Annotated in this window: 22 protein-coding genes and 2 pseudogenes; 22 read left to right on the plus strand and 2 right to left on the minus strand. The window is 36.7% G+C overall.

What is annotated here, in order from left to right; translation table 11 throughout:
• Window positions 1–2: 2 nt before the first annotated feature.
• The 5 genes and pseudogenes from ACQKTA_RS10295 to mgsA all read left to right on the plus strand — a co-directional run.
• Window positions 3–163 (plus strand): annotated as a pseudogene (locus tag ACQKTA_RS10295) (UDP-glucose 6-dehydrogenase); the annotation flags it as partial.
• A 25-nt stretch (window positions 164–188) separates the two neighbouring features.
• Window positions 189–340, plus strand: a pseudogene (locus tag ACQKTA_RS10300) (UTP--glucose-1-phosphate uridylyltransferase); the annotation flags it as partial.
• The gene (locus ACQKTA_RS10305) at window positions 324–1,394 is read left to right on the plus strand and encodes an acyltransferase family protein (protein WP_427813656.1); all 1,071 of its coding nucleotides are present in this window, start codon (window positions 324–326) and stop codon (window positions 1,392–1,394) included. The pseudogene ACQKTA_RS10300 and the gene ACQKTA_RS10305, both read left to right, overlap by 17 nt.
• Window positions 1,395–1,472: 78 nt before the next feature.
• Window positions 1,473–2,345 carry a UTP--glucose-1-phosphate uridylyltransferase GalU gene (gene galU / locus ACQKTA_RS10310; RefSeq protein WP_427813657.1) on the plus strand — a complete coding sequence of 291 codons (873 nt, stop codon included), beginning with the start codon at window positions 1,473–1,475 and terminating at the stop codon, window positions 2,343–2,345.
• A 73-nt stretch (window positions 2,346–2,418) separates the two neighbouring features.
• Window positions 2,419–2,844 carry a methylglyoxal synthase gene (mgsA, locus tag ACQKTA_RS10315; RefSeq protein WP_427813658.1) on the plus strand — a complete coding sequence of 142 codons (426 nt, stop codon included), beginning with the start codon at window positions 2,419–2,421 and terminating at the stop codon, window positions 2,842–2,844.
• Window positions 2,845–2,876: 32 nt separating this feature from the next.
• Here the strand turns inward: mgsA and ACQKTA_RS10320 are convergent, their stop codons facing one another.
• A complete protein-coding gene (locus ACQKTA_RS10320; protein ID WP_427813659.1) occupies window positions 2,877–3,350 on the minus strand; it encodes a DUF2922 domain-containing protein in 474 nt (157 codons plus the stop codon).
• A gap of 601 nt (window positions 3,351–3,951) precedes the next feature.
• Here ACQKTA_RS10320 and ACQKTA_RS10325 point away from each other — a divergent pair.
• The 13 genes from ACQKTA_RS10325 to ACQKTA_RS10385 all read left to right on the plus strand — a co-directional run bounded on the left by ACQKTA_RS10325 (window position 3,952) and on the right by ACQKTA_RS10385 (window position 15,663).
• The gene (locus ACQKTA_RS10325; RefSeq protein WP_427813660.1) at window positions 3,952–6,117 is read left to right on the plus strand and encodes a hypothetical protein; all 2,166 of its coding nucleotides are present in this window, start codon (window positions 3,952–3,954) and stop codon (window positions 6,115–6,117) included.
• A 13-nt stretch (window positions 6,118–6,130) separates the two neighbouring features.
• A complete protein-coding gene (locus ACQKTA_RS10330) occupies window positions 6,131–6,661 on the plus strand; it encodes a hypothetical protein (RefSeq protein WP_427813661.1) in 531 nt (176 codons plus the stop codon).
• Between the two features lie 33 nt (window positions 6,662–6,694).
• Window positions 6,695–7,318, plus strand: a complete 624-nt coding sequence (locus ACQKTA_RS10335) for a hypothetical protein (RefSeq protein ID WP_427813662.1) — start codon at window positions 6,695–6,697, stop codon at window positions 7,316–7,318.
• A gap of 44 nt (window positions 7,319–7,362) precedes the next feature.
• A complete protein-coding gene (locus tag ACQKTA_RS10340) occupies window positions 7,363–7,593 on the plus strand; it encodes a hypothetical protein (RefSeq protein ID WP_427813663.1) in 231 nt (76 codons plus the stop codon).
• 211 nt (window positions 7,594–7,804) lie between these two features.
• Window positions 7,805–8,371, plus strand: a complete 567-nt coding sequence (locus ACQKTA_RS10345) for a VanZ family protein (protein WP_427813664.1) — start codon at window positions 7,805–7,807, stop codon at window positions 8,369–8,371.
• A gap of 94 nt (window positions 8,372–8,465) precedes the next feature.
• Window positions 8,466–9,065 carry an alpha/beta hydrolase gene (locus tag ACQKTA_RS10350; RefSeq protein ID WP_427813665.1) on the plus strand — a complete coding sequence of 200 codons (600 nt, stop codon included), beginning with the start codon at window positions 8,466–8,468 and terminating at the stop codon, window positions 9,063–9,065.
• 51 nt (window positions 9,066–9,116) lie between these two features.
• On the plus strand, window positions 9,117–9,431 hold the full coding sequence (locus tag ACQKTA_RS10355) for a hypothetical protein (protein WP_427813666.1): 315 nt from the start codon (window positions 9,117–9,119) through the stop codon (window positions 9,429–9,431).
• A gap of 252 nt (window positions 9,432–9,683) precedes the next feature.
• Window positions 9,684–9,989, plus strand: a complete 306-nt coding sequence (locus ACQKTA_RS10360) for a PTS sugar transporter subunit IIB (RefSeq protein WP_427814549.1) — start codon at window positions 9,684–9,686, stop codon at window positions 9,987–9,989.
• A 3-nt stretch (window positions 9,990–9,992) separates the two neighbouring features.
• A complete protein-coding gene (locus tag ACQKTA_RS10365) occupies window positions 9,993–11,255 on the plus strand; it encodes a PTS sugar transporter subunit IIC (protein WP_427813667.1) in 1,263 nt (420 codons plus the stop codon).
• Between the two features lie 33 nt (window positions 11,256–11,288).
• On the plus strand, window positions 11,289–11,630 hold the full coding sequence (locus ACQKTA_RS10370) for a PTS lactose/cellobiose transporter subunit IIA (protein ID WP_427813668.1): 342 nt from the start codon (window positions 11,289–11,291) through the stop codon (window positions 11,628–11,630).
• A gap of 24 nt (window positions 11,631–11,654) precedes the next feature.
• A complete protein-coding gene (locus ACQKTA_RS10375) occupies window positions 11,655–13,097 on the plus strand; it encodes a glycoside hydrolase family 1 protein (RefSeq protein WP_427813669.1) in 1,443 nt (480 codons plus the stop codon).
• A 54-nt stretch (window positions 13,098–13,151) separates the two neighbouring features.
• The gene (locus tag ACQKTA_RS10380) at window positions 13,152–15,047 is read left to right on the plus strand and encodes a BglG family transcription antiterminator (RefSeq protein ID WP_427813670.1); all 1,896 of its coding nucleotides are present in this window, start codon (window positions 13,152–13,154) and stop codon (window positions 15,045–15,047) included.
• A gap of 31 nt (window positions 15,048–15,078) precedes the next feature.
• Window positions 15,079–15,663 carry a YczE/YyaS/YitT family protein gene (locus tag ACQKTA_RS10385; protein WP_427813671.1) on the plus strand — a complete coding sequence of 195 codons (585 nt, stop codon included), beginning with the start codon at window positions 15,079–15,081 and terminating at the stop codon, window positions 15,661–15,663.
• 156 nt (window positions 15,664–15,819) lie between these two features.
• Here ACQKTA_RS10385 and ACQKTA_RS10390 read toward each other — a convergent pair whose 3' ends face one another.
• Window positions 15,820–16,683: a GH25 family lysozyme gene (locus tag ACQKTA_RS10390; RefSeq protein WP_427813672.1), complete on the minus strand. Its 864-nt coding sequence runs from the start codon at window positions 16,681–16,683 to the stop codon at window positions 15,820–15,822.
• A 254-nt stretch (window positions 16,684–16,937) separates the two neighbouring features.
• On the opposite strand from ACQKTA_RS10390, the gene ACQKTA_RS10395 reads away from it, so the two are divergent.
• The 4 genes from ACQKTA_RS10395 to ACQKTA_RS10410 all read left to right on the plus strand — a co-directional run bounded on the left by ACQKTA_RS10395 (window position 16,938) and on the right by ACQKTA_RS10410 (window position 20,059).
• Window positions 16,938–17,432, plus strand: a complete 495-nt coding sequence (locus ACQKTA_RS10395) for a helix-turn-helix domain-containing protein (RefSeq protein ID WP_427813673.1) — start codon at window positions 16,938–16,940, stop codon at window positions 17,430–17,432.
• Window positions 17,433–17,510: 78 nt separating this feature from the next.
• Window positions 17,511–17,711: a hypothetical protein gene (locus tag ACQKTA_RS10400; protein ID WP_332654370.1), complete on the plus strand. Its 201-nt coding sequence runs from the start codon at window positions 17,511–17,513 to the stop codon at window positions 17,709–17,711.
• Between the two features lie 20 nt (window positions 17,712–17,731).
• A complete protein-coding gene (locus ACQKTA_RS10405; protein ID WP_332654372.1) occupies window positions 17,732–17,944 on the plus strand; it encodes a DUF2922 domain-containing protein in 213 nt (70 codons plus the stop codon).
• Between the two features lie 285 nt (window positions 17,945–18,229).
• Window positions 18,230–20,059 (plus strand): beta-glucoside-specific PTS transporter subunit IIABC, encoded by a 1,830-nt coding sequence (locus tag ACQKTA_RS10410; protein WP_427813674.1) that lies wholly within the window; start codon window positions 18,230–18,232, stop codon window positions 20,057–20,059.
• Window positions 20,060–20,069 lie beyond the last annotated feature (10 nt).

Consider the following 20,069-nt stretch of genomic DNA (forward strand, 5'->3'; position numbering starts at 1 on the left):
GTAAAACGAAGGGAATCGAAATAGTTACCTTAGATGGTGAAGAATTTTTCCATTCAAGAGTAATCAAGGATTTCGAAGAATTTAAATTAGTTTCAGATGTAATCGTTTTGAACCTGAACTTCAAGAAAAAGTCTATACACGTGATATTTTCAAACGCGATTAACTAATAGTTTATTGTAGGAGTTTCTATGCAAAAAGTTCGTAAAGTGATTATTCCGGCGGTTGGGTTGGGTACCCGTTTCTTACCGGTACGAAGGCTGTTGCCAAGGAGATGCCACCGATTGTTAATAAACCAACGTTTCGGTTTATTGTAATAGAAGCGGATGAATTTGATATTGAAGCTACTCGGAAGGAGAATTAACATCATTAGGAATAGGATAAGATACATTGATTATGTAAAAGGGTTAGGTATTTTATTAGTTATTTTAGGTCATATTGGGTATGGTTCTGACTATATATATATATTTCATATGCCTTTATTTTTCTTTATTTCAGGTTTATTATTGTCAAATTTAGAAACTAAGGATGCCATTCAATTTTTATCTAGTAAAATTAAGGGAATACTTGTTCCGTATTTGGTGTTTAGTATAATATCATTTATTTGGTGGGCAATGATTGAAAGACATTTACGAGATCAATCAATCCCAGTAATGAAGGCTTTATTAAATATATTTATACCATATGTTGGAGCAAGCTTTATTTATAATGTTGTTCTATGGTTTCTTGTAGCAATCTTATTTTCATATTTTTTTGTATTTTTTTTGGTTAAAATCACTAATAACCATGGCTTTATCATGGGATTGACTTCCATTTTTGTATTTTTGCTTATTTCTCAAATAAATGAACCTAAAATCTTTGAATTATCAATTGCCTTTAGCGGTGGGCAATTATGTATGACCGCAGGATATATAATTCGTAAATATAAAATTGGTGACTTGAAAGAATTAGAGAATACTAAAAATATATACTTACTTATAGGTTTTCTCAGTGGTTTATTTGGAATATGGATTGCGCATTATTTTAATCATGATGCAGTCAATATGATGAATAATTCTTATGGTAATCTGCTACTGTTCATTCTAGGAGCTGCTGCAGGAATAGTATTGATATTTAGTCTAGCATTAATTCTAAACAGAATAAATTTACCAGTTTTATCTTTTTTAGGAATAAATTCTTTAGTAATAATGGCTGTCCATGACCCAATTAAGCGGATTGTTATTGTAGTTATTGCTAAATTATTACGTCAAGAAAATGAAGTGGTACGTCATGAAATGTTTCCGGCATTGCTAATTTTGATTTTAGTTACGATTGTTTCATCTGTAGCTGCTATTATCATAAATAAGTATTTTCCATTTTTTCTTGGGAAAGGTAAAAAACGAAAACTAATTAATTGAGTATATAATATTTTTTGAAGTTTTAAACACGTGATATCTTCAAACGCGATTAACTAATAGTTTATTGGAGGATTTTCTATGCAAAAAGTTCGTAAAGCAATCATTCCGGCGGCTGGGTTGGGTACCCGTTTCTTACCGGCAACTAAGGCTGTTGCCAAAGAGATGCTGCCGATCGTTGATAAACCAACGTTTCAGTTTATTGTAGAGGAAGCGAAGGCTTCTGGGATCGAAGATATTTTGGTCGTGACGGGTAAGGCTAAGCGTCCGATCGAGGATCATTTTGATGCGAATCTTGAGTTGGAGCAAACCTTAGCCGCAAAAGGCAAGCATGAATTGTTGAAGTTAGTGGAAGAAACGACGGACATCAACTTACATTTCATCCGTCAAAGTCGTCCATTGGGCTTAGGCCATGCGGTATTACAGGCGAAGTCGTTTGTCGGAAATGAACCGTTTGTCGTGATGTTGGGCGATGATATTATGTTCGATCAAGTACCGCTAACAAAGCAATTGATGAATAACTATGAGAAGACGAATTCTTCGACGATCGCTGTGATGCAAGTGCCACATGAGGAGACGTCGAAATATGGGATCGTTGCGCCTGAGTCACAACTAGGTAAAGGCTTGTACAATGTGAAAAACTTTGTGGAAAAACCAAAACCAGAAGAAGCGCCAAGTGATTTGGCGATCATCGGTCGTTACTTATTACGCCCAGAGATCTTCGAAATTTTGGAAAATCAACAACCAGGTGCCGGCAATGAGATCCAGTTAACGGATGCGATCGATACGCTGAACAAGACGCAGCGCGTGTTTGCTCACCAATTTACAGGGAAGCGCTATGATGTTGGTGATAAACTGGGCATGGTCCAAGCGAATGTTGAATTAGGCTTGAAACACCCTGAAATCGGCAGTGATTTGCGTAGATATCTGAAAGAACTAGCGAAAACTTTATAGGATATCGTCGAATCACTTGTCTTCAATGATTATTATCAGTTATTCTTAATCAAGAAGAGAGAAGGGATTTTTCGTGAAAATTGCATTGATTGCTCATGACCGTAAGAAAGACTTGATGGTCAAAATGACGCTTGCGTATAAAAATATTTTAGAAAAGCACCAATTGTTCGCTACGGGTACGACGGGTAGCCGCATCCAAGAAGCAACTGGATTGCCGGTTCATCGCTTCAAATCAGGTCCTCTAGGTGGCGACCAACAAATCGGCGCGATGATCTCCGAGGATGAGCTGGATATGGTGATCTTTTTGCGGGATCCACTAGCAGCCCAATCTCATGAGCCAGATGTGACGGCTTTGATCCGTTTGTCAGATGTTTACGAGATTCCTTTAGCGACCAATATTGGAACAGCAGAGATCTTGATTCGTGGGCTGGAAGCGGGCTTCGCTGACTTTCGCGAGATCGTGCATGAGACGGATAATCGTCCGATTGCTTGGGAATAGGCGAAACGCAGAGAATTTTGTTTTAGTCAAAATTAAATAAGATCATCAAAGTCAGCGCGATTGCCGCTGGCTTTTTTTTTCGTAAATCCTGAAGCAGGTAGTCTGTATTTTCGTCTTTTAGTGATCCTATTTATCGTGGTCAACATTCTTTCGATCAAGGATCTAATGGGTGAGTCATTTATTTGAATATCCGCAGTGGATAGTGAGTTAATTGGCGAGGAGTCGGCTGGAAATTTTTGATCAGGTGTATCTTTCAGCTCAAAGATCGGAGTCTCGATCGTCGTCACGAGTTTGGCCCGGACAAGTTTGGTAAATAATAGGATGCCATCTTTTTCAAATAGGTCTAATTGGGCGATCTGTTCACAGTAAGTCCGCAGCTGAGCAGGCGACAGACTGGGATCGACATCCGCATAGGTCCATTGATGTTTTTTGCCGGTGCTATCTAAGAAAATCGCGACTAATTTGGTCGTGATCTTGTTATGAGTTGGGGTATGGATAGCAAGCATGGTCGATCCCTCCTGTCTTTGATAGCTTTAAGATACTCGCTTTTCAGGAAAAGAGCGAAGGACAATCTTGCTTATTTTATAGGAGATTGCTAGGAGAAGAACGTAGAGATGCGGGGTCTAGCGATTTTGATAGCAAAGTTATTATGCAAATATCTAAAAGAATATATTAACTGAATGTCGACAATTAAAATAGCCCTATTTTATTAACTAATGAAAAAATCCTTTGTTTTTTATTTTTTAAATAATTAGCTCACAATATAGTATTGATTTAATTATATTTACCGAAAATAGTGTGATATTAGGATTAATAATAAACGATTAGTAATTGAAAATTAATTTTTTTGAATTGTGAAAAAAAAACTTATAACGACTTTTAACAGTTGATTATAACGTCTATGAAATTACAATTGCGTTATTTTAGTTATTTAAGCGATGAAATAATTGAGAATATGAATAAAACGTGCTAAAATTAGGTTATTATAATCTTGCTGCTATCTAAATTTCATTTCTTTTAAAATAACTGGTCATATTTATATTTTTTGAAATTTAATAACGACTGAAAACTACTAAAGAAAATAGTGCTGGAGGTGTATCAAAGTAAATGATAAAAAAAATTTTATTACCCTTTATTATTGTTTATTGTTTTGTTCTTCCTCCACCGATGTATGCTTCTGAATCGAGTACAGTAGTTAGTTCGGATAGTGCATTGTCTTCTGGGGAAAATAGTTCAGAAGATTCTACTAGTGAAGCTCCTTCATTATCTAGTGATAGTAAAGTACTAGAAGAGGCAACCACAGACTCTTCCAGTAGCACAGATAGCACCTCAATAAGTACCTCGGATAACTCTGCAGAAGAAGTTGGCACTGAAAATACAATAAATATAGCAGCGGATGTATTTCAAAATGGTACAACAACTTATCCTTACTTAGTTTCTACTTCAGCTGAATTGAAAGCAGCGATCAATCAGGCGAAACCAACTAGTGATGCAACAGGAAATATCACCAAAAATGATCCACTAACTATAAAGTTTTTAACGGATATTACTTATACAAGTTCTGATGCTTTTATTATTAGCAAAAATACAGTGATTGATGGCGATAACCACTCGCTTTTATATACCTCAGCTAGTTATGGGACTAGTTCTCTGCTTCAAGTGAATACTGGGGGAGTATCTGCAACGATCAAAAATATGAATTATGGGAATTCTACTTATCCTAACAATACGTATTACGGCATTATAAGCACTGGGGCTTCAAATGTTTCAGTGAATATCGAGAATGTAACTTACAATATTACGAATGGCGCACAGCCTTTCTACGCTGACAAAGGTAAAAGCAATAATACCTTAAATTTTAGTGGCGTAAATACGTTTAACCAATCAGTAGATGCCTCCGGTTCTTATGGTGGGGAATTTGTTGAAGGATATTCTACCATTAATTTTGCTGCAAATAGTACGACGACTGTTAAAAATAATAGTGGAGATGCATGGGCTGATTTTTGGCCTAGCTCTTCAATGACTATCAATCTAGGTGATAATGCTACATTTGATATGACATCAGGTAAGCCCTATGTATTTTATGGAACTAATAATAATATTTTTAATATTGGAGAAAATGCTAAATTAGCAATTAGAAAATCGTATGCATCAAGAACTGGGAGTATTAATCAAATTAATGATAACAGTTCAAGAACAACTACGATGAATGTAGCTAGTGGTGGTTCTGCTGATATAACCACTGGAATAAAACCACTGGATTTAGGTACTTTCAATGTGAATGCAACCGACTCAGGTACAGTTAATTTTGCTAAAACGGGAAGTAATTTCGCTAATCAAGCTTTTAGCAGTGGTACATTAAAATTCACGAATGCAGGGACGAATGTCTATCAAGTATTGTCAACATCAACAAGTAATACAAATAGTTCATCGATCGTGACTCCGCCAAATTCACTTACAGCATCTTTAACGAATCAAAATATCATTTCTTATCAACCTGCTATGTCGATCAGCGGGGTGAGTGGAAGTAGTAATGTCGGTGATAAGAAGAGTCAGATAACAGCTTCTGTGAGTGGATTTTCTAGTAGTTTGCCGAGTGGGTGGGTCTATCAAACAGAATACCTGGTGTCAAAAAAACGATATTATAATTCTGCCAATAACATCTTGGATCAAAGTGGTTTGACGACCGATTTTAAGAGCAGCACAAAACCTAGTGGTGTAAAAACTGTTGCTGCTAGTGGAAGTGGCGGTGTTGGGACGATCAATGATCTATTAGCGATGAACTATTATGTTTATGGACGAGTAACAGCTACTTCTGGCTCAAATATAGCTTCGACACCGTGGTACGAGACCCAAGTGGATGTTCCTAAGCATACGGCAACTGTATTTTCTAACAGTTTAGGCTTTACAAGTCCTGGGTCAAAAATCCTAAATGATGCGACCGATTATAGAATAGTTAGTTATAGTAATACCCCTACTGCAATCAGTTTGACTCGTGTTACTACTGGGGATGGTTCTGACGAAAGTATCCAATTAGTGGATTCTTTCTCGGTTGGCAGTGAAAATTTATTAACATTGAATGTACTTGCGAAGCTTAGTAATAGTAATACGATTTGGTCTTTAGCGAATCCGACGGGTACTTTAATTCTACAACCTTATTTTGAAACAGACAGTAGCGCCGCACTCAGCTTAACTGGTGCATATGCTGGTCATTTCAATCATATAAAAAACGTGAATTATCTATTAGATTTTACTATTCAAAATAGTTCATAAAAGGAGTGTTTACATGGTTGAAGAAGAAAAAAAGAAAAAGAAAAAGAAAAAAAAGCTTCTTCTTTTATTACTATTTTTATTGATTTGTATTGGTGGGTATTTTGTTTATGACTATTTCAAGTCAAACACAACCCCAGCAACAGTCGTCGCTGGTGACTTTTTGCCAGATGGAAAAGATGCTTCAAAAATGACGGAGAAAGAAGTTGCTAATTATGCCCAACAAGCCGTCGATAAAAGTGAGTTCAATATGAAAATCGTTTCAAAAGCTACGTTTTCTAAAGATACGATGAAAGGGAATTTAGCGATTCAGAATCCTCCTAACAATAAACAACCTGTTAATGTAGTCGTGAATCTTAATGGGAATGGGGACAAGGTATATGAATCTGGAGCGATAAACCCAGGAGAAGAAATTACTGAAGCAACGTTGAGTAAAACGTTGAGTCCAGGAACATACGATGCTACGGCAACGTTCAATATTTATAATCCTGATACGAAAAAGAAACAAGGGCAAGTTAACTCGATTCTAACCTTAGTGGTTGAATAAAATAAATAATGCAATAATGAAGGAGAGAATGCTATGAAAAAGTGGATAACAAGTGTCGCATTAATTTTAGGAACATTTGGATTAGCGCTAAGTGTCTCAGCAGCGGAAACAGATAATGGTGATGGAACGAAAATAGTCAATGGAGAAGCTGGAACATCTATTCCAGTCAATGGTACTTTAGGAGCAGATAATACAGATCCCGATGGCGGAATCGATGAAGGAAATACTGATTGGGTCAATGTAACAGTACCCAGTAAAACATTATTCTACAGTATGCCTGGAACGGGAACTGTAAAATCACCTACTTATACAATCAAAAATAATTCTGGACGTCCAGTAACAGTTACTGCATCAAGCTTTGCTTCAACAGTAACAGGAGGAGATATTTCTAAAGTCAATAGTTTGAATGTTAATCTAACATCATCATTGAATAGCGCTTCTGTTCCAGTGATTACTAGCGGGACAGCAGGGATCGCTACAGCAACTAGTTTAGGTGAACTTGCAAATGTTGACGGACGATTAACTTCAGGTGGCACTGTAGGGAACGCAACAGATTTAACTTTCAATTATTCAGGGACATTCACTGCCGCTGATGTAACTTCGCAAATCACAGAAAACTATAACTTAGGATTAACGTTCAAACCAACTGCTTGGTAAGAATGTAATTCAAATCAGCCCTCTTATCAAAAGGAGGAAGTCATTTGGAACAAGAAGTAGATGTGACAGGTATTTTGAACCAACAGATCGAAACACCCCCATCATCGCAGCCTAAGGAACAAATACCAAAGGAAAAGCTGATGACGGAACAAGAAGTATACACAGGAAAATTACTTCAGACAAATGATAGCTTCAACACTCATTTTATTTGGTTAGGGTTGGTACTGTGTGGTATTGTTTGGGTTTGTTACCGATTAAAAAAAATTAGTGAGTAAGCATCTAGAGCCTTACTTACAAGTCTCAAGGAAATCAATCAGTGATTGCTTTCCTTGAGACTTTTTTATGTCAAAAATCCTTTTAAATAAATGACAGTAAGAAAGATGGGTCATTTATTCAACTGTTCGTTAAGCTTTTCTTGGGAACTTGGGCTTTTTAATGCAGGGATAAGGTTCGTTTCGTATAATGGATAAAAAGGGGGAGATTGGTATGAAAAAAATCATCGCCGGCATCGTTTCGTTGGTCGCAAGTTATGGGATGGTCTATTACTTGGTTACGCCGACTTTAGCAAATTATCCCCGTTTGTATCGGGTGGCCCAGCGTTTTGAATATACGGATGAGGCTTTATGGCTGTTCATCTTTTTGAGTTTGTGGTTGTTTTACTGGCAATGGGAACAGCGTAAGATGTGGAATGTTTATCTGTACTTGTTTTACAGCTGTTATATTTTATTATTGTTCATCATGTTGTTTACCAAAGCCCGATTGTATCATTCCTTTAATTTGAATCCATTTGAATTGTATCTTAACAATAAGCAGCAGGTCATTGAATTGATTTTGAATACGGGCTATTTTATTCCGTTGGGCTTTTTATACGGTTTTCGTGCGAGCAAAATCGAAGCTGTTGTGATCGCATTGGTAACGATCTTAGGAATCGAAACGATCCAATACGTCTTTTATATCGGAACATTTGATATTTGGGATATCATCACGAATTTCCTTGGCTGTATGATCGGCTACTTCTTGTGTCAAAAAGTTCGAACACGAATCAGCGGTTAGGCTCAGCTAACTGCTTTTTTATTAGCTGAAACAAAAAAATTGAATCGATGGATTGTTCATGGTAACTTACAATTAGTAAGCGAGGTGGCTAGTGATGAAGTATTTGTATCAAGCAGGAAAACCAACCGGCAAAAAATTTATTTTGTTGCACGGCACAGGCGGTGATGAAACTTCTTTGATCGACTTGGCGCGGTTATTGGATGCCGACAGTACGATTTTGTCTTTACGAGGTCAGGTAAAAGAAGATGGGATGAATCGTTTCTTTCGTCGCAATGGTTTGAATCAATTTGATTTTGTCAGTCTTGAAAAAGAAACGGATCAGTTATTAAAAGAGATCACTCGGATCAGTGCAGAAAAAGACATCGATTTAGCGGAGTGGATCCTTGTGGGCTACTCAAACGGGGCGAATATCGCGGCTCATCTGTTATTGGAACGTCAAACGTCCTTAACGCAAGGAATCTTTTTCCATCCGATGTCGCTAGGGGTGCACACCAAAGTTTTTGATCTGTCAGACAAAAAAGTCTGGGCTTCTTATGGCGGCAGGCGGGATCAGATCGTCAGTGAGACGTCCTTCAAGGACTTGGCCGATGCTTTTGACAAACGCGGGGCCGCACTAACGATAGCAGACACCAACGGCGGCCATCAATTATTGATGGAAGAAGTCCAGTCAGCCGAGGCTTGGCTGAAAGAGTAGTGCTTCTGCTTTTTGATGTGGTAAAATAAGTCGAAGGGGTGCGGTAACGAAATGGCAGATTCATTTGACTACAAAGGTTTGACGCTGACACCAACGGATCTCGTGTTTACTGATCAAGAATTACAAAAATTATTGACCTTTGAAGGAGCGATCACTCATGAACGCTTGAAGGGCTATAAGTTTCACTACTTTTTGATGGGACAATACGATCTGGAAGGGTTGTTAGCAAAAATTGGCGGCGCTGAGCGGCAAGCTCGACGCATTTATCACATCACGGGGCAGCTGGTCTCAAGCAATCTGTCGGACATGACAGTAGATGGCTACTATATGCCGACCAACTGGGGCTTCATGCGCGTGGACAAATAAAAAATAAGCGGTGAAAGGAATTTTCCTTTCACCGCTTATTTTTTTGCGTTAATTAAAGATAATCAGTACTTAAGAAAGAATAATAAATCTTTAATACGTTGACTATCCATATTTTAACTTTATATATATCTATTCAGAAAGGGGTCAATAATAACTTAAGTATTTTTCCCATCTATAGGAAAAAAGTTAGTTTGAGAGTGTCTAGAGAATTTCCTATAATCAACTTGTAAATAAAAGAAAGTGGTGAAGAAAATGAAAAATATTTTATTAATTTGTGGATCTGGTGCATCTAGTGGTTTCATGGCAGCAGCAATTAGAAAAGCAGCAAAAAAAAGAAAAATTGATGTGAGCGTAAAGGCAGCAAGCGAATCTCAGTTAGATGATCGTATTAATGAAATCGATTACTTGTTGATTGGTCCTCATCTATCTTATATGTTGAATGATCTTCAAGAACAAATAAAAGGTAAAAAAGTTAAGGCAGCTGTGATTCCTCAAACAGTATATGGCACGTTGAATGGAGAAAAGGCTTTAGATATGATTTTAAAAATGGAGGACTAATTGATGAATAAAATTATGAGTTTTATGACGAATTCCTTTGCACCTAAAGTAAATAAAATAGTAAAAAATCCTTGGATATCATCTATTCAAGATTCAATCATGATCGCGTTACCGTTAGTTTTTGTTGGATCATTAGTGACAATTGTTTCTTTATTAAAAAATTTTTTTAGTGATATGCCCGACTTTTCGATGATTAGTAATTTTTCATTTGGAATGTACGCTTTAGTAGTCGCTTTTTTAATACCTTATTACTTAATGGAGAAAAAAGGATTTGGAGGTCAAAAGCTAATTTCTGGAGCGACTGCACTAGTACTATTTATGATGCTATTATTTCCAACCATGACAACTGATGGTGAGGCAATATTTATTCTTTCACGCTTCGGGGCTACAGGAATGTTTTTAGCAATGATTACAGGGCTATTTGTCGGATTTGTGATGAATTTTTCAGTAAAATACTCTTTCTTTAGCGAAGACACTCCTATACCCGACTTCGTTGTTGGCTGGTTTAACAGTTTACTGCCGATAACCTTTATATTATTTGTTGGTTGGCTAATTACATTTCAATTTAGAATAGATTTTTTCGATGTTGTTTTATTAGTTTTTAGTCCCCTAGCTAGCATTGTACAATCTTATCCAGGGTTTGTATTGTCTGTTTTCATCCCAGTATTTTTATATACCTTTGGTATTTCTGGTTGGGTTATGATGCCGGTTATTTATCCAGTGTATATGTCAGGACTAGCTGCAAACGCTGAAGCAGTGTCTAACGGTGGACATGCAGTAAATATCGCAACCCAAGAAACTTGTTACGCTTTTTCTTCAATGGGGGGGATAGGAGCTACATTAGCTTTATCTGTGATGATGTTGCTATTAAGTAAATCAGCCCAATTAAAAGCAATAGGGAAAGCTGTAATTATTCCATCTATCTTTAACATCAATGAACCATTAGTTTTTGGTGCACCTATCGCTTTTAATCCATATCTGATGGTACCGATGTGGATCAATAGCATTATTGTTCCGTCAATTGCTTATGTAACCATGTCATTAGGATTAGTAAATATTCCATCTAATACGTTTTTATTATGGTATATGCCATATCCATTTACTTCTTATTTTGCCACTCAAGATTGGCGTGCTGTTATTGTATGTTTATTAATTTTTGTCATTACTTGGTTAATCTTTTTACCATTCTTTAAGGCTTATGACAATTCGCTATTAAAACAAGAAGCTCAAGACATATTAGATGAAGAAGCAGAAGTAGTTCAATAAAAAAACAAGTAACGATTCCACAGGAGGTTCTATATGAAAGAGGCAGAGTATTTAGAGGAAAATGATCAATTGAATCAGTTATCTATGAACATTTTAGTTCATGCAGGAAATGCTCGAGATTATCTAGTCCACTCACTAGAAAGTTTAGAATTTAAGGATTTTTCCAAAGCGAAAAAAGAAGTCCAAGCGGCGCGTAAGGAAATTGTAATTGCTCATGGATTGCAAACAAATACCTTACAGTTAGAAGCATCAGGTGAACAAATACGTTATTCAACTTTATTCTGCCATGCGCAAGATACACTAATGACTGCTCAAAGTGAAATATTAATTGGCGAACATCTGATTCGTTTATTTGAAGCATTTAGTCATAAATAGTAAATCATATAAGGAGGAAAATTGATGAAAAATTATCAAATGCCAAAAGATTTTTTATGGGGAGGAGCAATTGCAGCAAACCAAGCTGAGGGTGCATATAAAATAGATGGGAAAGGTGTAAGTCTCGCCGACTTACACAAATATTATCCAAATAAAAGCAATGCTGAAATTGCTGAAGAACAACATAAAGGAATGTCTTTAGCAGACGTTAAAGTGAATTTAGAGGATCTTGATGGATATTATCCAAAACGTTATGGGATTGACTTTTATCACACCTATGAATCTGATTTAGAATTACTTAGTGAGATGGGATTTAAAACCTTTAGGACATCTATTGATTGGACCCGCATTTTTCCAACTGGTGAAGAAGATGAACCAAACGAAAAAGGATTGGAATATTATGATCGTTTAATTGATAAAATTATTGAGCTAGATATGGAGCCAATAATTACTATTTTGCACTATGAAACACCTGTAGGAATCACATTAAAATACGGCGGATGGAATAATCGTAAAGTAATCGATTTATTTGTTAAGTATGGAAAAGTAGTATTAGAACGTTACAAATCTAAAGTTAAGTATTGGATTGTAATCAATCAAGTTAATCTAATTCAATTTGAACCATTCAATTCGACGGCGATTCCGTATGATACTGTTGAAAACTATGAAGAAGCTAGTTTCCAAGCTGTGCATCATCAATTTGTAGCTAGTGCACAATTAGTTGAATATGCTAAATCAATTAATCCTGAGATGATGGTTGGAACAATGATGGCTGATTGTACAGCGTATCCATATTCTTGTAATCCCGATGATGTCAATTTGGCTTTACGTCGTAACCGGATGCAGTATTTCTATACAGATGTCCAATTTTTGGGGGAGTATCCGCAATATGCATTAAATTACTTTGCTGAAAATAATATTCGATTAGAAATTACGGAAGAAGATAAGCAATTGTTGAAAAATTATCCTATGGACTATTTGGGACTATCTTATTATTACTCACAAATGGTAGATGCTTCTAAGAATACGATGAAGCCATCATCGGTAACTCCTAATCCTAATTTGAAAGCTAATCCTTGGGGATGGGCGGTTGATCCGCAAGGTCTGTATAATTCGCTGTCACAATATTGGGATCGTTATCATAAGTCAATCATTATCGCCGAAAATGGTTTCGGTATGTATGATAAACTAGAAAATGGACAAATTCATGATGAATATAGAATATCTTATTTATCAGAACATATTGCACAGATGAAACTAGCAATGTATGATGGCGTAGATGTAATCGCTTATTGCGCTTGGGGACCAATCGATATTATTAGTTGTTCTTCTGCACAAATGGAAAAACGATATGGATTTATATTTGTTGACTTAGATAATGAGGGAAATGGAACTGGACAACGGATCAAAAAAGATAGCTTTAATTGGTATAAAAAAGTGATTGAATCAAATGGAGAATTTCTATAATCAATTGAAGAGTTGATCTTTTAGATCAACTTTTCTTTGTATGGAGGTGTAAAAATGCTATCTAAGAAGGAAAAAGAGCTAGTTGATTATTTGAGTAAAATGAAACGTTGGGTTACTTCAAAAGAATTAGCCGAATTTAGTAACTATACGACTCGCACAATTCGTAATCGTATCGTCCAAATTAATGAGGAAAATCCTGGCCTTATTTTGACAAGCCATTTAGGTTACCAATTGAATATGAGAATAGATATAAAATCAGATGAAACTGAAGATCGGAAGTCCCGTATATTTTTAGAACTTTTGAAATATTCATCTGAGGGTATTGATTTTTATGAACTAGCAGAAAAATTATTTATCTCGGAATCTACTTTGAAAAGTGATATCCAGCAATTAAAGAAAGAGATAACAAATGATACGATCAAAATAATCATTGAAAAAAATCATGTTAAATTGATAGGGCCAGAAAGAGCAAAAAGACGTTATATTATTTCTCTTTTATACAACGAAAGTGATCTTCAAGAAAAGTTAAAAATCAGTATCCAAAAAATGATAGGTTATATTTCACTCGAAAAGCTACAAGTGACGATTAAAGATGTATTATCTAAAAAAAATATACAAATTAATCAATACTCTTTGAATAATATTGTTTTACATTTTGCTATTAGTATTGATCGTATTCGTCAGGGACATAATTTAAAGAATAAAAAAAATGATGGACATATAAAAAATAGTAATGAGTTTTTGATTGCTGAAGAAATTAGTAATAAATTAATACAACAATATGATATTTATTTTTCTCAGGCAGAAATAGAACAATTATCATTATTATTTATTGGAATACAAAATGAGTCGTTGGCGAAAAATGATAGACAGAAACTTTCTAATTTTGTTAATCAAAAAATAATTATTGCTCTAAATGATGTTTTAGAAGAGGTAGGAAAAACATATTTAGTTGATCTACACGACGAAGATTTTTTTAATAAATTAGCGATTCATCTACAGAGTCTATACTATCGATCTCAATATGAAACATTCACACGTAATAGCAACTTACTAGATTTGAAAACTGCTTATCCGTTAATTTATGATTTGGCCATTTATATCTCCTCTTTGATTCAAGATAAACTAGATATTTGGTTCAATGACGATGAAATTTCATTTATTGCTTTACATATTGGTTCTTTTCTTGAGACACAAAAGAATTTCAATAATCAAATAAGGATTCAATTAGTTGTAAACGATTATCATGATATCGGCCAAAAACTAAGAAAACAGCTTGAAGATTATTTTGGAGAACTTATCAATATTTCTGTTAAAGAAAAGGATGAAGTAGTGCATACAATTTGTGATTTAGTATTAACAACTGATCGATCTCTAGCTTCTTTACACGATGGTGCAGTTTTCATTCATCCATTTTTGACCAATAAAGATGCTAAAAAAATTGAAAATCGAATCCGTTCTCTAATGTCTCAAAAAGAAAAACGGCATATGTATCAAGCAATTGAAAAATTTATTTTACCAGAACTGTATTTTAATCAAATTGATCCCGTAGGTTTAAAACCAATTGAAATCCGTAAACAAATCAATCAAAGAATGGTAAATGAGAGATTTGTAGATTCTATTTTTTTAAAAAGAGTAGAAAAAAGAGAACGAATGTCTCCCACTAGTTTTCCTTCGGGGATTGCAGTTCCACATTCAGTAGAGTTAGAAGCATTAAAAAGCGGTGTAGCTATTATGACATTACAAGAACCACTAGTATGGGCTGAAAACAGTGTCAGTTTAATTGCTTATATTGCAATTAACAAAGAAGAAGCAGATGAATTCAACCATTTTTTTGAGAAATTCATTGAGATTGTTTCAGAACCAGTCAATACCAAATTATTGAGTAAAAGTGAAGATTACGAAGAATTCATTTTGCGTTTAAAAACAATGGTAGATGTTGATGAATAAGAATTTTTTGAGTCGTTTATTCTTAGTAGTTATGGGAACAATTTTAATGGGAATTGGAATTGAGACAGTTGTGATAGCTAATCAAGGTTTTGACTCAATTAGTACATTGATTTTAGGATTGATGAATCACTCAACAATCCCTTTTGGACGATGGAGTCAAATAATCAGTTTGTTATTTTTACTGATTTCTTTTCTTTATAATCATAGAATGTTAGGAATAGGGAGTATTATCAATACTTTACTAGTAGGTGAAATTATCAATATAACTGCGTCGATGATTAATTCTATTACGTTTTTTCACAACAATCTTATTATTACTCTCCTCGGTTTTATTTTAATAGCATTAGGAACTGCTGTTTATCTAACTGGAGGTTTGGGATCTGGTCCTTTAGAGGGAATAATGTTTTGTATTTGTGATTTATTCGATGTTTCTTTACAAAAAGGTAGAATAACAATGGATTTTATAATTGTTGTAAGTGGATTCTTTTTAGGCGGAGTAGTGGGAATTGGAACGCTTTTTGCAATTTTTTTACTAGGACCTATGATCCAGCTATTTCTTTCTTTTATAAAAATAATTTCTATAGATAATGTTGATTCAAAAGTCAAAGTAAAATAAGTGAGAATAATAAAGTTTTAAAGTAATGATTTTACTAATTCATGGTATTTTTATATAGATGGCTACTATATGCCGACCAACTGAGGTTTCATGCGCGTGGACAAATAAAAAATAAGCGGTGAAAGGATTTTTCCTTTCACCGCTTATTTTTTTGCGTTAATTAAAGATTCCCCAGCTGGCATCGGTCCGTTTCTTGCCATCTGATTTTCCAGTGGCTAGATAAGCATAAGTCCCATCGCTGCGTTTTTGGCGGATCCAAACATAGCCTTGTTCATGAGCGAAGGCATCGTATTGGACGACGGAACCTGCGGGTAAAACAGCGATGCTTTGGGCACTCGTGCTGGGGGCCGTACGCAGATGAATGGCACTCCCAAGAGTGAAGTAACCTTTTTCAGCGATGCCCCAAGCAGCGGGGCTGCCAGTTTTACCAGTGAAATAGCTCAAAGCCTTTTTGCCAGATAACCGATTGAGATCCAAAACACCGTTGTAGCCTGCTAAACGGCCGTTGGATGTGTATTGGTGCAGATCATACTGTTTACTGACAGTTGGATCGACACCTTGATAACTGCCAGTATTCTGGCCGTAACTTGGCAGCCAAAGGGCGTCGAATCGATCGACAGCTAGATTGAATTGCCGGTAAAGATGATGGGCGACATAGACGCCGACTTTTTGATTAGTCAATTTTTTCAAGGTTTGCCGATAGACTTCGACGCCGCCGCGCATGTCAGCCATCGATTGTTCCTCGACGTCTAGCCAATAAAAACTTGGTTGAAAAATTTTTGCCCGTTCATAAAAGGTTCGAGCTTCTTGCGCCATGTCTGCCTGACTCGTGCCGCGGACCCAAGCATAGACGGCCGTCGGGATACCCAAGTCTTGGAATCGTTGCAAGTGAGTTTGGTAATACTTGTCGCAATAAGCGGAACCATACTGGATGCGGACGATCACATGGTCGATCTGCTTGGCGAGTTGGGCATAATTGATCTGGTCGGGATGTTGCCATTCACTGATGTCGATAATCATAATGCGTTCCTTCTTTCGCTATTTTTATTACATGATCATGTGGCCATAGTCTGCCAAAGGATCAGGCAAAAAGACAGATCGAATCTTGCTTATTTGTTTCGATAGTCTGAACTATGTATACGCTATGACGGGCTTTTACGAGAAAAAGGGTGCATCATGATCTTTTTTAGTGCATGATTCATTTTCGAAAGTAATGGCCTTTTCTGGCATTTTTAAGTCGCCGGTAAATACAAAAAGCAAAGGAGACTTAAAAGATGCACGCAGAAAAAGCAGAACGATTTGTCCAACAATACGAAGCACTATGCCTGAAAGTTTTGAGGGATTGCCGGGTATTTAGCAGCAATCCTGACTACGAAGATTATCTACAGATTTTACGGATCGCCTTATTTGAAAATTCTCTGCGTTTTGCAGACTGTCACAGTAAGCAAGTCACCCTAATCTATCATTTTTTACGTTGGCGTTTGTGCGATGCCCAGCGAAAACAGCAACGGCAGCAAAAAATTTTACAACGGGCAAAAAGCAACTGGCAAGAACGATCGCTCCTATCCGAGGATGATATCGAATGGACCGATCAACTTGCACATCTGTGGCCGAAGCTGAGTCTAGGGGAGCAACGTTTTCTTTATAGTCGAATACAGGGACTGACGTATCAGCAGATCCGCGAGCGTTATCACGTCAGTGCTGGAACAGTCTGCAATTGGAAAAAGCGACTGGCCCAACATTGGGCAGAAAACGATGAAGCTTCTTGAACATCTGAAACGAAGGGTTCGTTAGTACTAGTGTAAACCGTCGCGACGTTTATAAAAACAAGAAAGGAGTGTTTTGCGATGATCCAAAAATTAGGCAATAAGCTGCAAGTCCAACTGCAAAACGAAGAAGGCAAAAAACGCAATGTCAACTTTACAAATGTGATCGATGCCCCCGCCGAAGAAAAAGTGTTGCTGCTAGGAGAGATCATGGCTAATCTGTCGGCCGAGCACGACTTAGACAGTGTAGTCTTGACCCAACAATCACGCATCAGCAAATAACTTAGTAAGGAGGAAAACCAATGCTGAAATTATCGGCTACTTTTGCCAACAATGATGGAAAAGCTCATCAATGGAATTTTTCTGACCCAAATCGGAATCTATCCGACGATGAGATCCGCACCCAATTAGAAATGATGTGTCTAGTAGAATTGTTTGAAAAAGACGGCAAAAAACTCTTTGATACAGTCACTGGCGCCAAATACATCGAAACGATCGAAACCCAAATTTTTTAAACCAATCAAGGCCTAGCGCAAGAAAAGCGCTGGGCTTTTTTAGAGCTATCGACCGAGGATTTTTTTAGATTGAATAAAAAAAATGAAAAGAAACAAAAAAATGGTTGCGGTTTCAACGAACGCGTGTTATCATTCAATTAATAAACAGGCATGTGACTGGTAATGCAGGCAGGACCTATTAAAGCAAAGAAATCTCTAGGGATTTTGAATTGTTTTATTAGGTGCTGCCTGCTTTTTTTCTTTGTTTGGCCGACGAAGAAAAAATAATTATAAGGAGAATGACTTATGAATACAAAAGAAACGGCAAAATCCATCGTGGCATTGGTTGGCGGTAAAGAAAATATCTCTCATTTAGAACATTGTTCAACGCGATTACGTTTTACGTTGAAAGATGACAGTTTAGCGCAAAAAGAAAAATTAGAACAGGTCGATGGCGTGATTGGTGTTCGTCAAAATGTGCAATGCCAGGTCATCATTGGAAATGATGTCGTGGAAGTCTATGACGAAGTAATGAATGTTTTAGGCCATCAACTGGATACTAGTGAAGCTCCCAATAAAAAGAAACAGTCCTTTGGTGCAGTGTTACTTGATTTCATCATTTCGATTTTTCAACCGTTGATTCCAGCAATCGCTGGTGGTGGTGTCTTGAAATCAATGTTGCTATTGGCATCCTTGATCGGAATTTTAGATAATCAAAGTCAAACGTATCAATTATTGAACTTGATTGGCGGTGCACCGCTGTACTTCTTGCCTATCTTGGTAGCGATGACGACTGCGAATAAATTAAAGGTCAATCAGTTAGTCGCCGTATCAGCGGTCGGTGCGCTGATCTTGCCTGATATGACAACTATGTTGACTGAAGGCGCTAAGTTTATGGGCTTTGGGTTGGAAAATATCGCCTATGCATCACAAGTATTCCCAGCAATTTTAACTGTATTATTTTATTCTCAAATGGAAAAATGGTTCACCAAATTCTCTCCAAAACCGATTAGAATTTTCTTTGTACCGATGATGAGTTTATTGATTACAGTACCGATCGCCTTATTAATCTTAGGGCCTTTAGGCTTTCAAGTCGGGACCGTCTTCTCAGCAGCAATCGTTTGGTTATATGCACATTTGGGATGGGTCGCTACAGGCTTGTTGGCAGCAGTTTTGCCATTGATGGTCGTGACCGGGATGCACAAAGCGATGATTCCTTATGCTGTATCATCCATCGGAGAAATGGGTGCAGAATTACTTTATTTACCTGCTTCTTTGGCACATAATATCGCCGAATCAGGGGCATGTTTTGCTGTCGCTATCAGAACGAAAGATCAACGTTTGCGTTCTACAGCAATCTCAGCAGGAATCTCTGCACTCTTTGGTATCACTGAACCTGCATTATATGGTGTCACGATTTTGCACAAGCGTGTATTGTACGGGGTCATGGCTGCCAGCTTGATCGGTGGAACGACCGCAGGACTGTTCGCTATCAAAGCATTTGCTTTAGTCGGACCTGGTCTAGCAAGTATCACGATGTTTGTGGATGAGTCAAATCCAATGAATTTAATTTGGGCTTTAGTTACACTAGGCATATCGTTTGTAGCTTCGTTCGCTTTTGTCCTTTTCTTATTTAAAGATAAAGTAGTCGAACAAGATACAACACCTGAAACACAGTCAGAAATTTTATCTCAACCAATCACTGGACAAGTCGTTTCATTATCAGAAGTCAATGATGACGTTTTTTCAAGTGGGATGATCGGTGAAGGATTTGGAGTGATTCCTGATAGCGGAGAATTAATCGCACCAGAAGCAGGCGAAGTAACAATGTTGTTTGAAACCAATCATGCAATTGGTTTAAAAACACAAAATGGTGCAGAGTTGCTTTTCCATATCGGGATTGATACGGTCCAATTAGAAGGCCAACATTTTTCTGCTTATGTAAAAGCTGGAGATGTTGTAAAAAAAGGCCAACCGTTGATCCATTTTGATTTAGAAGCAATCAAAGACTTAGGATACGATCCGACGGTCATCTGTGTCGTTACTAATAAAGAAGAGTTTGTGATCAAGCCAATTGAACAAACGACTTCAGGCAATTCTGAAGCGGGCATCCTTTCAATTGCACCAGTACTTTAGTAAAAAATAA

It is taken from the genome of Enterococcus sp. 22-H-5-01, assembly GCF_050310005.1.
In the GTDB taxonomy this organism is placed as follows: domain Bacteria; phylum Bacillota; class Bacilli; order Lactobacillales; family Enterococcaceae; genus Enterococcus_A; species Enterococcus_A hailinensis.

What these genes read in the sequence shown, in the direction of transcription:
- ACQKTA_RS10305 (WP_427813656.1), top strand. Translation starts at nt 324, where the DNA reads ATGAATTTGATATTGAAGCTACTCGGAAGGAGAATTAACATCATTAGG.
- galU (WP_427813657.1), top strand. Translation starts at nt 1,473, where the DNA reads ATGCAAAAAGTTCGTAAAGCAATCATTCCGGCGGCTGGGTTGGGTACC.
- ACQKTA_RS10320 (WP_427813659.1), bottom strand. Translation starts at nt 3,350, where the DNA reads ATGCTTGCTATCCATACCCCAACTCATAACAAGATCACGACCAAATTA.
- ACQKTA_RS10325 (WP_427813660.1), top strand. Translation starts at nt 3,952, where the DNA reads ATGATAAAAAAAATTTTATTACCCTTTATTATTGTTTATTGTTTTGTT.
- ACQKTA_RS10330 (WP_427813661.1), top strand. Translation starts at nt 6,131, where the DNA reads ATGGTTGAAGAAGAAAAAAAGAAAAAGAAAAAGAAAAAAAAGCTTCTT.
- ACQKTA_RS10335 (WP_427813662.1), top strand. Translation starts at nt 6,695, where the DNA reads ATGAAAAAGTGGATAACAAGTGTCGCATTAATTTTAGGAACATTTGGA.
- ACQKTA_RS10345 (WP_427813664.1), top strand. Translation starts at nt 7,805, where the DNA reads ATGAAAAAAATCATCGCCGGCATCGTTTCGTTGGTCGCAAGTTATGGG.
- ACQKTA_RS10350 (WP_427813665.1), top strand. Translation starts at nt 8,466, where the DNA reads ATGAAGTATTTGTATCAAGCAGGAAAACCAACCGGCAAAAAATTTATT.
- ACQKTA_RS10355 (WP_427813666.1), top strand. Translation starts at nt 9,117, where the DNA reads ATGGCAGATTCATTTGACTACAAAGGTTTGACGCTGACACCAACGGAT.
- ACQKTA_RS10360 (WP_427814549.1), top strand. Translation starts at nt 9,684, where the DNA reads ATGAAAAATATTTTATTAATTTGTGGATCTGGTGCATCTAGTGGTTTC.
- ACQKTA_RS10365 (WP_427813667.1), top strand. Translation starts at nt 9,993, where the DNA reads ATGAATAAAATTATGAGTTTTATGACGAATTCCTTTGCACCTAAAGTA.
- ACQKTA_RS10370 (WP_427813668.1), top strand. Translation starts at nt 11,289, where the DNA reads ATGAAAGAGGCAGAGTATTTAGAGGAAAATGATCAATTGAATCAGTTA.
- ACQKTA_RS10375 (WP_427813669.1), top strand. Translation starts at nt 11,655, where the DNA reads ATGAAAAATTATCAAATGCCAAAAGATTTTTTATGGGGAGGAGCAATT.
- ACQKTA_RS10380 (WP_427813670.1), top strand. Translation starts at nt 13,152, where the DNA reads ATGCTATCTAAGAAGGAAAAAGAGCTAGTTGATTATTTGAGTAAAATG.
- ACQKTA_RS10385 (WP_427813671.1), top strand. Translation starts at nt 15,079, where the DNA reads ATGGGAACAATTTTAATGGGAATTGGAATTGAGACAGTTGTGATAGCT.
- ACQKTA_RS10390 (WP_427813672.1), bottom strand. Translation starts at nt 16,683, where the DNA reads ATGATTATCGACATCAGTGAATGGCAACATCCCGACCAGATCAATTAT.
- ACQKTA_RS10395 (WP_427813673.1), top strand. Translation starts at nt 16,938, where the DNA reads ATGCACGCAGAAAAAGCAGAACGATTTGTCCAACAATACGAAGCACTA.
- ACQKTA_RS10400 (WP_332654370.1), top strand. Translation starts at nt 17,511, where the DNA reads ATGATCCAAAAATTAGGCAATAAGCTGCAAGTCCAACTGCAAAACGAA.
- ACQKTA_RS10405 (WP_332654372.1), top strand. Translation starts at nt 17,732, where the DNA reads ATGCTGAAATTATCGGCTACTTTTGCCAACAATGATGGAAAAGCTCAT.
- ACQKTA_RS10410 (WP_427813674.1), top strand. Translation starts at nt 18,230, where the DNA reads ATGAATACAAAAGAAACGGCAAAATCCATCGTGGCATTGGTTGGCGGT.